The organism is Aeromonas sp. 9A (assembly GCF_963900955.1).
Taxonomy (GTDB): Bacteria; Pseudomonadota; Gammaproteobacteria; order Enterobacterales; family Aeromonadaceae; genus Aeromonas; species Aeromonas salmonicida.
In genome coordinates this window covers 1,720,513-1,735,700 of the sequence record NZ_CAWRFG010000001.1, presented here as the reverse complement: position 1 = coordinate 1,735,700, position 15,188 = coordinate 1,720,513, and the positions used below count along the sequence as shown (strand labels likewise).

Sequence of the window (15,188 nt, the reverse complement as noted above, 5' to 3'; positions counted from 1 at the left end):
TTATTTTGTGATAGGATAGGGTCCGTTTTTTGACATCTGCGCCCCGTTCACACCGTTATCCCGCGAGATCGCTACCCAATCCGGTGATAACAACGAACAGAGGTGCGCAGAAAAACAGTGACCTGGTTGAGTCAGGTCTGGCCGCGGTCGAGAGGCTGTTTTGCCAGACGGGCAACGCCCAAGGGCACCTTAGATAAGGAGATCGGGCAATGAAACAATATCAAAGCTGGCTGGGACAATATCTGATGAGTCGCCGCGATGGAGATCACGCCATGGCATCCGAGCTCGCCAACTCCATCTGCGAGTTCTGGCAGACCCAGGGTGACGAAGCCGAAAGCAGCAAATGGCAGCAGCGCTATCAGCAACACGCAGAGCAAGCGCAGTAAGCCACTTGACTCTTCACCGATAAAAAACCGGCGCTCATGGCGCCGGTTTTGCTTTTCAAGACCTTCTGGATCCCATTACATCTGGTCGACCATGTCCTGGGCGAACTGGGAGCAGGAGCGCAGGGTGGCACCTTCCATCAGTCGCTCGAAGTCATAAGTGACCGTCTTGTTGGCGATGGCCGCTTCCATGCCCTTGATGATAAGATCGGCCGCTTCGACCCAGCCCATGTGGCGCAGCATCATCTCGGCAGAGAGGATCAGCGAACCCGGGTTGACCTTGTCCTGACCTGCGTATTTAGGCGCAGTGCCGTGAGTCGCCTCGAACAGAGCCACGCCGTCGCCGATGTTGGCGCCAGGGGCGATACCGATACCACCGACCTGGGCAGCCAGGGCGTCGGAGATGTAGTCACCGTTGAGGTTCATACAGGCGATGACATCGTACTCGGCCGGACGCAGCAGTATCTGTTGCAGGAAGGCGTCGGCGATGACGTCCTTGACCACGATAGTCTTGCCGGTTTTCGGGTTCTTGAAGGAGCACCAGGGGCCGCCGTCGATGAGCTGGGCATCGTACTCTTTCTGGGCAAGGGCATAGCCCCAATCCTTGAAGGCACCTTCGGTGAACTTCATGATGTTGCCCTTGTGTACCAGGGTCACGGAGTCGCGATCGTTGTCGATGGCATACTCGATGGCGGCACGCACCAGACGCTCGGTACCGGCCTTGGACATGGGCTTGATGCCGATGCCGCAGGACTCGGGGAAGCGAATTTTCTTCACGCCCATCTCGTTTTGCAGGAAGGCGATGACCTTCTTGGCTTCATCGCTGTCCGCCTTCCACTCGATACCGGCGTAGATGTCTTCGGCGTTTTCGCGGAAGATCACCATGTCGGTCAGGTCAGGACGCTTGACCGGGCTCGGGGTGCCTTCGTAGTAACGGACCGGGCGTAGGCAGATGTAGAGATCCAGCTCCTGACGCAGGGCCACGTTGAGAGAGCGAATACCGCCGCCGACCGGAGTGGTCAGCGGGCCCTTGATGGCCACGCAATATTCACGAATGAAATCCAGGGTTTCGGCCGGCAGCCAGGCACCTTCGCCATAGATATGCGTCGACTTCTCGCCGGTATAGATCTCCATCCAGGCGATCTTGCGCTCGCCTTTGTAGGCTTTCTCGACCGCGGCATTGACCACATTCAACATGGCCGGGGTCACGTCCACACCGATGCCATCCCCTTCAATAAACGGAATGATCGGATGGTTGGGAACCTGCAGCTTGCCGTTGGCATCGACTGTGATTTTCTGGCCCTGGGTCGGGATAACTACTTTGCTTTCCATCGGCATCTCCTAACTTCCGTTTGTTATCAATCTGTAAGTTGCGCGCGGCCATCTTAGCCCATTCGTTTTCATAATCAAATGGCGAGCACGCATGTCAGACCATAGTCGAGTACTGGATCACAATGCGGCCGGCTCGCTCGCCCCTGCATACATTCGGCACCATCCAACCCTGTTGTACTCGGGCCCAGACGGCGGCATGACTCATACCACCAGCCTATCCCCCTGCCCTTGCGGCTGACTCAGGGAGCGGTACTGTGAGGGGGTCAGCCCGGTCTTTTGCTTGAACACCCGGCAAAAATAGTTCACATCGCCGTAACCACAGCGGCTCGCCACCTCTTCAAGGCGGAAGCGGTACTTTTTCAGCATGAATTTGGCCCTGTCGATCCGCACCCAGCTGATGTAATCGGCCAGGCGCATGTGGCCCTGCTCGCGAAACAGGTGGGAGAGATGGCTGGCCGACACGTTGAAGCGGTGGGCGATGGAGTCACGGGTGATGGGGCGGTGAAAATTTTCCTGGATATAGATGCAGATGCCATGAAACAGGTCTGCCCCTCTTGGCCGCTCGGCGGCGGATTCCGCCAGCAGCTGGCGGGTACTGGTGAGCAGCGCCTGCAACAGGTGGTTGTCGGTGGGGGAGCGGCCGGGATCCTCGGTCAGCACATTGAGCGCCGCCAGTATGTGTTCGATCACATGGCCGGCCCGCGCCATTATGCTGTGCTTTTGCACATCGAAAAAATCGGGGTCTTCCCGCCGCTTGCTCACCAGGCTGAAACCGAGCTGGCGCTTGCCAAACAGCAGGCTAAGCACCGAGCAGTCCGTGGTCCACAGTGGCTTGTTCCAACCGTTGGGCGGTATGTAGAGCGCCTGTCCCGGCAATACGCTTATCTCCTTGCAGCCCAGCTCCTTGTCCCAGACCTGGTTGAGGTATTCGCCGCTGAACACCAGTTCGAGGCGGGGAAAGTTGACCTGATAGCTGAAACCGGGCGGCACCCCCTGATCCTGGGCAAACCAGATCTGCTCAAAAGGGGCCTGCTCATGGAGGGCGCCATCGAGCAGCTGGCTGAAGATAAGTGACATGCTGATCCTGATCAAATAGAGAGAGGCAAGCGGTTGCTGCGGCCACAACCGCCCATGTTATAGTCCGGCCCACAGCAGCAATGCCACCCTTTTCTTCACCCGACTTTCTTCACACTAAATGAGGCATCCCTTATGAGCAGTCGCGATCTGCCCTCTTTTTTGTTAATGCAAAATCCGATTCAAGGTTACGACTGGGGCAGCCATGACTCCCTCACCACCCTGTTTGGCATCCCCAATCCGGCGGGCAAACCCCAGGCCGAGCTGTGGATGGGCGCCCACCCCAACGGCTGCTCCGAGGTGACCCTGGCGGGCAGTACGCAGAAGCTCTCAGCGGTGATCGACACAGCCCCGGCCGCCGCGCTGGGCGAGGCCACAGTCACCCGTTTCGGCAGCCTGCCATTCCTGTTCAAGGTGCTGTGCGCCGAGAAGGCCCTCTCCATCCAGGTACACCCGAGCAAGGCCCAGGCCGAAGCGGGCTTTGCCAAAGAAGAAGCCGCTGGCATCCCCATCAAAGCGGGCAATCGCAACTACAAAGACCCCAATCATAAGCCGGAGCTGGTGTTTGCTCTCACCCCCTATCAGGCGATGAACGGCTTTCGTGCCATTCCCGCCATCCTGGCGCTGTTCGAGCGGGTCAAGCTGGCGGCCATCGCCGATCTGGTTGCGGCCCTTGCCGCCAGCCAGAACGAAGCGGGCTTGCAGCACTTCTTCCACCAGCTGCTGATTTTACAAGGTGCGCGCAAGGAAGACGCCCTGGCGGGCCTGCTGGCCTATGCCGCCGCACATCAGAATGAAGAAACCTTTGCGCTCATCACCAGCCTGGCCGCCCAGTACCCGGGGGATGTGGGGCTCTTCTCGCCGCTCTTGCTCAACGTGGTGACCTTGCAGCCGGGTCAGGCCATGTTCCTCGATGCCTGCACCCCCCACGCCTATGTGCACGGCACTGGCCTCGAGATCATGGCCAACTCCGACAACGTGCTGCGCGCCGGGCTCACTCCCAAGTACATAGACGTGGCCGAGCTGTTGGCCTGCACCCGCTGCTTGCCCAAGCCGGACGACCAGATCCTGCTTGCTCCCCGCATGGAAGGGGCGGTGCAGCACTTCGAGGTGCCGGTGCCGGACTTCACCTTCAGCGTCTACCCGGCGGGCGAGCACCAGCTCACCACCGCCAGCGCCGAGATCCTGTTTGCCATCGACGAGGCCGTGATCCTCAAACGCGGTGACGACACTCTGCGTCTCGAGAAGGGGCAGTCCGCTTTTATCCCTGCTGCCACCGGCCACTACCAGTTGCTGGCCGAAGGCCGGGTCGCCCGCGCCGGCAACCGCTGCTAAGGCGTGAACCCGACACGGGGTCAATGAGTGAATAAACGCACAAGGGCCATCACTGATGGCCCTTGTTGTTTTTCTTTGGAAATCATCTTCACCGTTAGCCTGCCCTGCATGACGTGTACCACCTGACCAATAAAAACCCCCACCTCCCTTGCGGGCTGTGGGGGTTGTACTTTTCTGCTGGATGACGATGACAACTGGCTTGGCTATCGGCCAGTGACAGGATCAGCGGCTACTCATCCAGTTCATCCGGTTGCCGTTCCCCTGCCCGTATCTGTTGCAGTTCATCGACTCTGGCTTGCCACTTGTCGTGGGCCTGCTTGAGCTCCTGTTGCTTGAACTCTTCACGCATGGTGTCGATCTTCTGGTCAAGTGTTTCCATCAGAATGTCTCCTTACATCATTGGGTTAGCATGACAAGGTTAAGACTGGCTGACGGCGCTATTGGCCAACCTGCTCACCTAGTCAGACACCCCGATCCCCATAACTGCCCAACGAAATAAACGATTGATTATCTATAAACCAATCTAAAAAATGGGTGGTAGCTTCTATGAAGCCATGCAGCCCATGCTCCCCAAGCCGGCAGAGGACCATTCTGCACACCCGGATTGTGCTGCAATATCAAGGGGCTATGCATATACCCAGGCGGCCAATCCCCTACGACTGCTTATGCCTGGCCTCCTTTCCTTGACCCGGCTTACCAGTACAGACATAGGCAGCAAAAGAAGATCCCCCTCCCTGGCAGCACTTTTGCCAAACGGCTCACATTAAAGAGGCGGTTAAAGGGTTCAAAACCCCGTCCCAACCTCCCCTTTTGCAAGAGGGTGGAGCCGCAACGCCTCTTGCCCATCATTCCATAAAAATAATCAAGCATTTGTTTTTAAACAGATTTAAATCCATTCAGCCCAGCGCTAACCTGACAATCAAAGTGCGAGCCTGCTCACAGGGCCGGGGCATTGACACAAAAATCCAGTAAAGGGCACATATATCCGATTTCGGTGACATGGCTTGGGCGAAACAATAGGCAGGTCAATCGTTTGCTCCGTTCGTTACTCATATCACCAGTGCTCGCAGAGCCAGGAGACACCTATGCTCACCACCTTGATAGATGAAGGACTGATCTGCCTCGACATAGCGGCCAACGACAAGCAGGGATTGTTTGTCGAACTGGCCGCGCGGCTCAAAGCCTGCGGCAAGATAGGTAATCAGGATCAGTTCGTACGCGACCTCTGGGCGCGTGAAAACCTCGACAACACGGGTTTTGAACAGGGGGTTGCCCTGCCCCACGCCAAGAGCGAAGCCGTGTTGCAGCCCGCCATCGTCATCGGCATCAGCCGGCAGGGGATCGACTACGGCGCCGAAGATGGGCTGGCCTCCAGACTCTTCTTCATGATTGCCTCCCCGGCTGGCGGCGCCAACCACCATATCGAGGTGCTGGCCGAGCTCTCCACCAAGCTGCTGGAACCCGGCTTTATCCCCCGGATGCAGGCGGCCACCAGCAAGGCCGAAGTGCTCAAGCTGCTGGCAGCCACGGCGCCTGTCGGCCTAGCCGGCAAGCAGCCGGTGCGCGCCGAGGCAGCAGCTCAACCGAAAGCCAGTGCACCTGAACCCCAGGATCGCAGCATCAAGGCCCAGCTCAATACCCTCAAGCAGCACCTGCTGTTTGGCACCTCCCACATGATCCCCTTCATAGTCGCTGGGGGCGTCTTGCTGTCGCTCTCGGTGATGATGAGCGGCAAGGGCGCCGTGCCCGAGGCGGGCGTGCTCAAGGACATGGCCGACATGGGAATAGCGGGGCTCACCCTCTTTACCGCCGTGCTCGGCGGCTACATCGCCTACTCAATGGCGGACAAACCGGGGCTGGCGCCCGGCATGATCGGCTCCTGGATAGCGGTGCAGCAGTTCCACACAGGTTTTCTCGGCGCCATCCTGGTGGGTTTCATCGCCGGGCTTATCGTCAACCAGCTCAAGCGAATAAAACTACCGGACTCCATGAGTTCGCTCGGCTCCATCTTCATCTATCCGCTGATCGGCACCTTCCTGGTGTGCGGCATCGTCATGTGGGTGATAGGGGCGCCCATCGCCGCCATGATGGAGGGGATGAACCACTGGCTCTCCAGCATGGCGGGCTCCGGCAAGGTGATGCTGGGTGCCATCCTGGGTGGCATGACCGCCTTTGACATGGGCGGCCCGGTCAACAAGGTGGCGACCCTGTTCGCCCAGACCCAGGTCAACACCCAGCCCTGGCTGATGGGCGGGGTCGGCATCGCCATCTGCGTGCCACCGCTCGGCATGGCGCTGGCAACCCTGCTCTCCCCCCGTCGCTACAAGAAGGAAGAGCGTGAAGCAGGCAAGGCGGCCGCCATTATGGGCATGATAGGCATCAGCGAGGGGGCCATTCCCTTTGCCGCCGCCGACCCGGTGCGGGTCATTCCGGCAATCGTCGCTGGTGGCATAGTCGGCAACATCACTGGCTTCATGATGCACAGCATCAACCATGCCCCCTGGGGTGGGTGGCTGGATAGTGCTGCCGGTGGTCGAAGGCAAGATGGGTTATATCCTGGGAACCGTGCTCGGCGCCCTGACCACGGCCCTTATCGTCAACCTGCTGAAAAAGCCGGTGACCGAGGATGAGACAGTGACAGCCGCCGACAGCGGCTATCAGATCATCGAAGCGGAAGGGGAAGCGGACGTACTCGCCATCACCGCCAGCCCCTCAGGGGTGGCTCACACCTTCCTCGCAGCCAAGAGCCTGCAAAAGGCGGCCGCCAAGGCCGGGATCAAGTTGAAAGTAGAGACTCAGGGCGCCAACGGCATCATCAACCGCATCAGCGCCAAGGACGTGGCCAATGCTCGCTGCGTCATCCTGGCCCACGATGTGGCCATCAAGAACCGGGAGCGCTTCGCCAATATCGAGGTCATTGATGTGAAGACCAGAGAGGCCATCCACAACCCGGAAGGACTGCTGGCCCGCACTCTGACGGGCAGCAAGGTGGCCTGACGAGGGCGTTTAATCCGGTGTGCAGCAGGAGGGGCCGAGGGCTCCTCCGTTTATTTCAATCCCTACATTTTCAATGCAAGGCAGGTGTGAAGCGCCAACCGGCAACCCGGACGGGGATAGCACACTCAGCCCACGGAAGTATTAAAAACCCGCTATAAGCCTGAAAAGGCGGCCTCGCAATAAATAAGCCGCCCAGAGGCGGTAATGCCGATCAGTTAAGGATCCATTGACCGATCCTGCTGATGTGTAAAAATCCGAAACCTATTGATTGGTTTCGGATTTTTTATGCGTATCGAACAGGCCCTCGACTTCCTTCACGCCAGCAATGCGGCAGTTTGTGCTGCCGGCACGAAGGGAACGAAGTTACCCCCGCTGCGTGAAGCCAAGGCCACAGAAATACAGTGTAAAAAAAGCCAATAAAAACAATGCCAGTCAGGCTTAACTGACTGGCATTAGCCCAGAGGCGGCTTGTTTTATCCGGCGTGCAGCTCCTGCAGCGCGGCGATCAGGGCATCGAGCCCCTGCTCGACCTTCCGGCGCGGGCAGCCGACGTTGAGGCGGATATAGCCTGTACCTTCCGGGCCGTAGGTGTCGCCGCGCATGATGGCGACCCGGTATTTCTCCACCAGCAAGGCTTGCAGCGCATCCATCCGTTCGGTGGAGTCGATGCCGAGGCCGCGCAGGTCAATCCAGGCGAGATAGGTCCCCTCGGGCACCCGATAGTCAATGGCGGGGAAGGCGGCGTTGAGCCGCGCCGCCACATGGGCGAGGTTGTCGTACAGATAGCTTTTCAGGGCATCGAGCCAGGCTGCGCCGTCCAGATAGGCGCTGATATGGGCCAGCACCCCGAGAATGGGCGGCGAAGACAGGCCATGGGCCGCCTTGAGTCGCTGCAGATAGGCGGCCCGCGCCTCGGCGTTGGCGATAAAGGCATAGGCGCCGCCAAGGGCAGGGATATTGAAGGATTTGGAGCCCGAGCTCACCAGCGCCCAGCTATCATCCGCCGCCACCTCACTCCACGGCAGGTAGCGGGCAAAGCTCATATCCATATGGATGTCGTCCGAGATGACCTTCACCCCGTGGCGCTGGCAGATGTCGGCCATCCGACCCAATTCGTCCCGCGTCCAGACCCGGCCGGTGGGGTTGTGGGGGCTGCACAGCAGCAAAATCCGGCAATCGGGGCGGGCGGCCTGTTGCTCGAAACATTGCCAGTCTATCTGGTAACTCCCCTCTGCTTTTTTGAGTGGGCATGGCAGCAGCACCCTGTCGTTGGCGGCCAGCATATTACCGAAGGCGTCGTAGGCTGGGGTATGCACCAGCACCCCCTCCCCCGGCGCCGACCAGAGGCTCACCAGCTGGGCAATCACATAGATGACAGAGGGGCCATAAACCAGGGTTTCGGGGTCGAGCTCTGCCCCGTAGCGGCGGGCAAACCAGTCGCTCACCGCCCCCTTGAAGTCACCGTGATTCCAGCGGCTGTAGCCAAATACCCCGTGTTCAAGGCGGGTGGCCAGGGTCTGGCGAATGCAGGGCGCTGTCGCGAAATCCATGTCGGAGATGGTAAAGGGGAGCAGGTCAGCATGACCAAAACGGTCGGCCACATAGTCCCACTGGGTGCAGTAGGTGCCGTGGCGGTCGACCACATGGTCGAAGTCATAAATATCGTACATGAAGTTTCTCCCTCCATAAACAGGAGACATATTGGGAGAGGCAAATAAGGGGGCTTGCGCCCCCCGTTCGGATCTTATTGGCCGGTTCAGGCCCCCATCAGGCTCTGCAGCTGGTTTTTCACCAGATGTACCTGGGGGCCGATCACCACCTGCAGGTTGTGCTCGTCGAGCTTGATCACCCCGATGGCGCCGTTTGCTTTCAATACCTTGTCATCGACCCGGCTCATGTCCTGCACCGACATCCGCAGGCGGGTGATGCAGTTATCGAGCGCCAGAATGTTATCAGCCCCGCCCAAAGCGTTAAGGATGATTTCACCGTTGTAACCGCTGTTGCCGGCCTTCTTGCCTGCGGGCTGGGCAGCTTCGCTGGTTTCAATCTCGCGGCCAGGCGTTTTCAGGTTGAAGCGCACGATGGCGAAGCGGAACACGCTGTAGTAGATGGCGAACCAGATGGCGGCCGCGACCGGCACCAGATACCACTTGGTGGCGGTGCCTTGCAGCACGCCGAACACCAGAAAATCAATCAGGTTGCCGTCGGTGTTGCCGATGGTGACGCCGAGCAGCCCCATGGTCATAAAGCCCAGCCCCGTCAGGATGGCGTGAATGACGTAGAGCACAGGTGCCACGAACAAAAACAGGAACTCCAGCGGCTCTGTGATGCCGCCGATGACGCAGGCCACCACACCGGAGACCAGCAGCGCCTTGATCTTGCCGCGATTTTCAGGGCGAGCGCAGTGATACATGGCGAGCGCCGCACCCGGCAAGCCACCGAGGAAGGCAGGCATCTTGCCCTGAGAGAGGAAGGAGGTGGCCGAGACCGAGAAGCCGCTGGTGTCAGCGCAAGAAAGCTCGGCGTAGAAGATATTGAGGGCGCCACTCACCTCGTTGCCACACACAAGCGACGTGCCGCCCGCTTCGGTAAAGCGAATGAGCGCCACCAGAATGTGGTGCAGACCGAGCGGCAGCAGCAGACGCTCACCGGTACCGAACAGGAAGGGACCGAAGGGGCCGGCTTGGGAAATCAGCGCCCCGATACCGTTGATGCCGGCGGCAAACCAGGGCCAGGCGAAAGGCACTACCAGACCGACCACACCCAACACCAGCACTGTGATGATGGGCACGAAGCGAGCACCGCCGAAGAAGGCGAGCGCATCCGGCATCTTGTAGGTGTAGAAACGGGCGTGCAGTTTGGCGACGATCACCCCGACTATGATGGCCCCCAGAATGCCGGTGTCGATGGAGCTGATGCCTAGGATCGATTTCACCCCGTAGGCCTTCTCCGCCGCAGCATCACCGATCACGTTGGCCACGGTGAGATAGAAGTTGATGGAGAGGTTGAGCGCCGCATAGCCAACGAAACCGGCAAAAGCCGCGACGCCCTTCTCTTCCCGCGCCAGCCCCAGCGGAATGGCGACCGCAAACATCACCGGCAGGTAGATAAAGGCCACCAGCCCCACCTTGGTCATCCAGAGGAACAGCAGTTGCAACACGGTATTGTCGAGGAAGGGCATGCTCTGCTTGACCGCATCGCTGGTGAGCGAACTGCCGACACCGAGCAGGATACCGGAGAAGGCCAGCAGGGCGACCGGCAGCATAAAGGTCTTGCCGAGGCTCTGCAGAAACTCCCATATGGTGGATTTGGCGGGGGACTTGGCCATGTGTCTGATCCTTGTGAAGTGAAGGTCACGTCTCGATGCCGATCTCCCGTACTGCACTCAGGGAGGGCAGGCAGGGGAGAGAGACCGCATCAGGTTTTGTGGATGATAAAACGTTTTATCAACTCACAAGTGCCGACAGGATCACAGAATGGCAGGCCCGAATGGCGAGTGGATCAAAATCTGTGAGCCAGATCGGCACAGCCGTGATGTAACGTTTCACTTGGGTATACGAGGGGGTATGCTGTGGTTCTCCGGTCTCTTTGCCCATGGCTGCAGCACTCGCACTATGTCGTCACAACCCATGCCGTCCAAACCTATGTCGTCCAAACCGCTCGTCTCGAAAAACGTCAAGATCACCGATGTCGCCCAGCTGGCGGGAGTCTCGGTCACTACCGTCTCCATGGTGCTCAACGGCAAGGGGCGTATCTCCCCGGCCACCACCGAGCGGGTACAGCAGGCGATAAAAGAGCTCGACTACGTGCCCAACAGCGCCGCCGCCAACCTGCGCAGCCAGCAATCCAACCTGGTGGGGCTGATCCTGCGCGACATCACGGATCCCTTCTATACCGAGGTCACGGCAGGGGTGAGCGAGGTACTGGAGCAGCAGGGCTACCTGCTGTTTCTGACCCAGTGCGGCCATAGCCCGGAGCGCTTGCAGCAGAGCATACAGTCGCTATCACGCCAGGGGGTGGCGGGCATCATCTTCAATCCGGTGCGCGGCGCGGCGGCTAAAACCCTGGAGACCCTGCTGAGCTCACAGCTGCCGGTGGTGTGCGCCGCCCGCTCCTACTATCGGGATGACGTGGACTTTATCGGCCCCGACAACACCCATGCCGCCCAGCAGGCCACCACCTATCTCATCGAGCAGGGCCACCGCCATATCGCCTACGTGGGCGGGCGGGCCGACTCCCTCACCCGCGCCGAGCGCATCGGCGGCTACTGCGCCAGCCTGCTGCAATACGGCCTCCCCTTCAAACCCGAGTGGGTGCTCGAATGCGAACGCACCCAGCGCAGCGCCGCCGACACCATAGCCCAGCTGCTGCACCAGCACCCCAAGGTGACGGCCGTGCTCTGCCACTACCCCGAGGTGGCGCTCGGCGGCATTTACGGGGTGGAGGCGAGCGGACGCACAGTGGGCAAGGACAACTACATAGGCCAACAGGTCGCCCTGCTCGGCTTTGACGATGTGGCTGAGGCCGAGCTCACTTATCCTGCCCTCACCTTCGTCAGCTCACCGGCCCGCGAAATTGGCCGCCAGGCTGCCCTGCGGCTGCTGGCCCGGATGCAGCAACCGGAGCTTGCCCCCAACCGCCATATCATCGCCCCCCATCTGCAGAAGCGGGCATCAGCCTGACCAGGCAAGCCTCGCCTTGTACTGTGAGTCACCCCACCCCTCCAGATGCCGGGTCGCCATCAACAAACAGGCCATTGGATGATCGGGAACCGATTATCACCACGCGCTACTGTCCCTTTCGGGTTTAGCCCGTGACATGAGCAGTGAGCAATCAAGCCTCAAGGGGGTCGCATCCATGGCGCAGATGGATCACTCTGGGCTGGCTAACAGGAATACACTGACGGTGGTCAGGCTCTGTCTCTGCCTTGTTTTCACGCTGGCACATCCAGGACCTGCAGACGCAGAAAGCCGGGCAATGAACAGCGCCACATTGCGTATCTTTACTGGAAAATGGAGTCTTCAGGATGAGAAATTGGATTTGTCTCGGTATTTTTACCCTGCTTTTGCACATAGGCGTATCACCGGCGTTCGCCCAACAGAGCGAGCCGGTTCAGGTAACGTCAGGCATCCAATACCAGTTGATTGCACGCTGGGATCAGGATCAGCTGAACAAGATCCTGACCCGTGACACACCTGCCTTTGCCGGCATCACTGTCTCGTATACTCCCGCGCGCAATGCCGTGCACCTCTATCACATCAGCTACCACTCCGTCATCCCCGAGATGGGCAACAAGCCTACAGTGGCCTCTGGCCTGCTGGCTGTGCCTGACACCGGTGGCCAGGACTTTCCGACCGTCTCCTATCAGCACGGCACCGTCTATGGTCACAATGAGGTGACCTCCTTTGCCGATCAGTCACCGGAAACCCAGTTGATGATCGCGCAGTTCGCGGGTCAGGGGTACCTGCTCATCGGTGCCGACTACTTTGGCCTAGGCACCTCGACCGAGCCGGAAGGCTATATGGTCAAGGGCAGCCATCAACAAGCCACATTTGATCTGCTGATGGCCAGCCGCACCGTGCTCGCCCACATGCAGATCGTCAGCGACAAGCTGTTTCTGGCGGGCTGGTCACAAGGGGGCTTCGTGACCATGGCTTTCCTCGAGAAACTCGAAGCAGTCGGGGTCAAGGTCGATGGCGCCGCCACCGCCAGCGCACCGCTGGATGTCTACGCCTTGATGCAGGGCTTTCTGGTCTACCCGCGCAAGTTCGATGCCGTCTGGCTCAACAGCATCATGATCCTCTCATCCTTTGCCTACGAGCATTACTACGGCATACCCGGGCTCGCCCGCTCCTTGCTGACCGACGAGTATTACGACATTGCCAAGAAGGCCTATGACAGAGAGCCCTTCAATCCGTCCGACATCACCACAGATCTGCACAAGCTGATCCGCCCGGCCTATTTCGACCCTCACTATTTTGCCAACTCGGCGTTCGGCAAGCTGATCGGCTCAGCTCACGCCTACCGCTGGGTCATACAGTCACCAGTACGTAACTACTACGGGGAAACCGATGAGGCAATCACACCGGGAGTCGGTCGCATGGCGATGACGTATGCCCAATCCATGGGATCGGGCAACCAGAACGTCGAGGCCATCTCGACCGGCCCGACCACCCATCGCGGCACCTTCGCCACCGCAGTCCCCCAGTGGAAAGCCTGGTTCGACAAGGTTGCAAAGCCAAAGTGACCTCGGCACCTGACCCCCCGGCAAAACGCCGGGGGCAGGTGACAAGCACACCCTGCCCCGGTATCTGCATGGGTATTGGTTCTTTGCTCTGCATTGCAGAACTGGCGGCTCTCTTTGGCCCCACCACTACAGCCCATCCCCCGATAACTGAAGCGGTTCACGTTTTTTTCATCTGAAAAGGAGTAGAGTGGGCAATCATCAAGTTGATGTTTTTATTGAAAAAGCCCCTACGGGTCATGCGATGGCATAGCGCCCTTAACCCTCGGTGGAACGCCATGATGAAGAAAAATGCGGTTGCCCTGACCCTGGCTAGTCTGTTGATGTTGCCAGCGTTTATCCCCTCCAATGCCTGGGCGACCTCGGTGCGCTCCCTGCAAAAGGAGCAAAATTACGAACAGTACATCAGCAAGCGCCAGGTGGTTGATCAACTGCTGGCGGACGCCTGGCAGGTCTTCAAGTCGCCGGCTCGCATCTCCACTGCCGGCTTCACCGCCAAGATGCCGAGCAACATGGAGCAGGTCACAGAACTGCTGCTGCAAGCCTATCAACTCGAACCCTACCGCACCGACCTGTTGATCTCGGCAGCCAACGCCCAGATTTACAACGGCAACGTGGACAAGGCCATCACACTGTTCGAGCAGGGTCTCAGCACGGCGCCAGACGATCTGGATCTGAACACCTATCTCGCCACCTGGCAGCGCTTCAAAGGCAATCAGGGCAAGGCTGATGACTATTTCAAGCGGGTGAGCGAGCTCAACAGCGGCCGCGCCGCCGATCTGAAACGCATCTTCGACACCATAGACAGAGTCAATGCCACTCCGCTCAAGGAGCGTCAGGGCCGGGAAAAGAAAAAGGGGCGGCAAGCCATCGTCACCCTGGGGTATGCCCTCAACCCGGATGGCAGCATGCACGAGATCCTGCTGGGCAGGCTGGAGACCACCCGCTCCCTGGCCCAGGCCAATCCGTCTGCGCTGATCATACTGACAGGTGGCGTGCCCCAGAACCGCCAGACCGAAGGCAAGCTGATGGCCGACTGGCTGGTAAAGAAAGGGGTAGATCGCTCGCGCATCATTGAGGAGAACTACGCCACCAGCACGGTGGAAAATGCCCTCTACAGCGGCTATGCCCTGGCCCGTCACCAGATCCAGTATGCGACCCTGGTGAGCTCCGCCAGCCACGTGCGCCGTGGCCAGACCTTGCTGGAGATCGCCTGCTGGCAGAGCGGTCCCGCCGGGATCCAGATAGACAGCGTCAGCTACCCGGACAAGCCGCTCTCGGCACTGGCCAAAGTGAGCGACAGTGAACTGCTCGGCATCTACCGCGATGCGCTGCGCACCTATGGCCTCTGGAGTTACCGCTCCGCCCCTCTGCTGGAGCGCTAATAGCCAGCACTCGGCCAGAAAATAAACATGCCCACTTCATGAGTGGGCGTTTTTATTTGGTCCGCTCTCGCCCAGATGGCGACAGCTCACTATTATCTTATTTATCATCCACAGCAAGAAGCCGCCAGCGTGGCGAAAAGGCAACCAAAATACAGGCTGCAACAGCAGCCGCAGATAGCGGCCATCATCAAGTCGCCTATATTGAAAACTATATTGGCAACCAAGCAGACAAGGTAACGAAATCCTCAAAAAAAACCTAACTAATTGTTTAATTACATCTTTTAAATCTCCGGCGCAGAGATGGGTAAATTGAAAATAATGGCTCTGCACGCAACAGTTACTATCTATTTTATTATTTAATGTCTTTCATTTATTTTTGATATAATCAACAGCAATATTTTCACACAATTAATCGCTGCGCTTCATCTTGTTCATTCG

At 59.0% G+C, this 15,188-nt stretch carries 13 protein-coding genes; 8 read left to right on the top strand and 5 right to left on the bottom strand.

Going from position 1 to position 15,188, the window contains the following annotated elements; translation table 11 throughout:
- Window positions 1-209: 209 nt before the first annotated feature.
- Window positions 210-386, top strand: a complete 177-nt coding sequence (locus AACX78_RS08285; RefSeq protein ID WP_005312753.1) for a hypothetical protein — start codon at window positions 210-212, stop codon at window positions 384-386.
- A 75-nt stretch (window positions 387-461) separates the two neighbouring features.
- Here AACX78_RS08285 and icd read toward each other — a convergent pair whose 3' ends face one another.
- Together icd and AACX78_RS08275 are read right to left on the bottom strand one after the other, a co-directional pair.
- Window positions 462-1,715 (bottom strand): NADP-dependent isocitrate dehydrogenase, encoded by a 1,254-nt coding sequence (gene icd / locus AACX78_RS08280; protein WP_005312750.1) that lies wholly within the window; start codon window positions 1,713-1,715, stop codon window positions 462-464.
- A gap of 201 nt (window positions 1,716-1,916) precedes the next feature.
- A complete protein-coding gene (locus tag AACX78_RS08275; RefSeq protein WP_201302816.1) occupies window positions 1,917-2,792 on the bottom strand; it encodes a helix-turn-helix transcriptional regulator in 876 nt (291 codons plus the stop codon).
- A 132-nt stretch (window positions 2,793-2,924) separates the two neighbouring features.
- Between AACX78_RS08275 and manA the strand changes: the two genes are divergently transcribed.
- Window positions 2,925-4,124: a mannose-6-phosphate isomerase, class I gene (gene manA / locus AACX78_RS08270; protein WP_159165900.1), complete on the top strand. Its 1,200-nt coding sequence runs from the start codon at window positions 2,925-2,927 to the stop codon at window positions 4,122-4,124.
- Between the two features lie 229 nt (window positions 4,125-4,353).
- Here the strand turns inward: manA and AACX78_RS08265 are convergent, their stop codons facing one another.
- A complete protein-coding gene (locus tag AACX78_RS08265; RefSeq protein WP_021138017.1) occupies window positions 4,354-4,503 on the bottom strand; it encodes a hypothetical protein in 150 nt (49 codons plus the stop codon).
- 706 nt (window positions 4,504-5,209) lie between these two features.
- Between AACX78_RS08265 and AACX78_RS08260 the strand changes: the two genes are divergently transcribed.
- Both AACX78_RS08260 and AACX78_RS08255 read left to right on the top strand, forming a co-directional pair.
- Complete coding sequence (locus AACX78_RS08260; RefSeq protein ID WP_236556305.1) at window positions 5,210-6,754, top strand: PTS fructose transporter subunit IIABC; 1,545 nt, start codon at window positions 5,210-5,212, stop codon at window positions 6,752-6,754.
- Window positions 6,669-7,121: a PTS fructose transporter subunit IIB gene (locus tag AACX78_RS08255; protein WP_236556304.1), complete on the top strand. Its 453-nt coding sequence runs from the start codon at window positions 6,669-6,671 to the stop codon at window positions 7,119-7,121. The genes AACX78_RS08260 and AACX78_RS08255 overlap by 86 nt, the downstream gene beginning before the upstream one ends.
- Before the next feature lie 473 nt (window positions 7,122-7,594).
- Here the strand turns inward: AACX78_RS08255 and AACX78_RS08250 are convergent, their stop codons facing one another.
- Both AACX78_RS08250 and malX read right to left on the bottom strand, forming a co-directional pair.
- Window positions 7,595-8,791 (bottom strand): MalY/PatB family protein, encoded by a 1,197-nt coding sequence (locus AACX78_RS08250; RefSeq protein ID WP_159165899.1) that lies wholly within the window; start codon window positions 8,789-8,791, stop codon window positions 7,595-7,597.
- 86 nt (window positions 8,792-8,877) lie between these two features.
- Entirely contained in the window at window positions 8,878-10,449 is a 1,572-nt protein-coding gene (gene malX / locus AACX78_RS08245) for a maltose/glucose-specific PTS transporter subunit IIBC (RefSeq protein ID WP_159165898.1), read from the bottom strand.
- Between the two features lie 316 nt (window positions 10,450-10,765).
- Between malX and AACX78_RS08240 the strand changes: the two genes are divergently transcribed.
- From AACX78_RS08240 to AACX78_RS08225, 4 genes are all read left to right on the top strand, one after another.
- Window positions 10,766-11,803, top strand: a complete 1,038-nt coding sequence (locus AACX78_RS08240) for a Mal regulon transcriptional regulator MalI (protein WP_159167486.1) — start codon at window positions 10,766-10,768, stop codon at window positions 11,801-11,803.
- A gap of 344 nt (window positions 11,804-12,147) precedes the next feature.
- Window positions 12,148-13,368 carry an alpha/beta hydrolase family protein gene (locus tag AACX78_RS08235; RefSeq protein ID WP_159165897.1) on the top strand — a complete coding sequence of 407 codons (1,221 nt, stop codon included), beginning with the start codon at window positions 12,148-12,150 and terminating at the stop codon, window positions 13,366-13,368.
- Between the two features lie 278 nt (window positions 13,369-13,646).
- Window positions 13,647-14,750 (top strand): YdcF family protein, encoded by a 1,104-nt coding sequence (locus AACX78_RS08230; protein ID WP_021138020.1) that lies wholly within the window; start codon window positions 13,647-13,649, stop codon window positions 14,748-14,750.
- Window positions 14,751-14,788: 38 nt separating this feature from the next.
- The gene (locus AACX78_RS08225; RefSeq protein WP_159165896.1) at window positions 14,789-15,010 is read left to right on the top strand and encodes a hypothetical protein; all 222 of its coding nucleotides are present in this window, start codon (window positions 14,789-14,791) and stop codon (window positions 15,008-15,010) included.
- The last annotated feature ends 178 nt before the right edge of the window (window positions 15,011-15,188 follow it).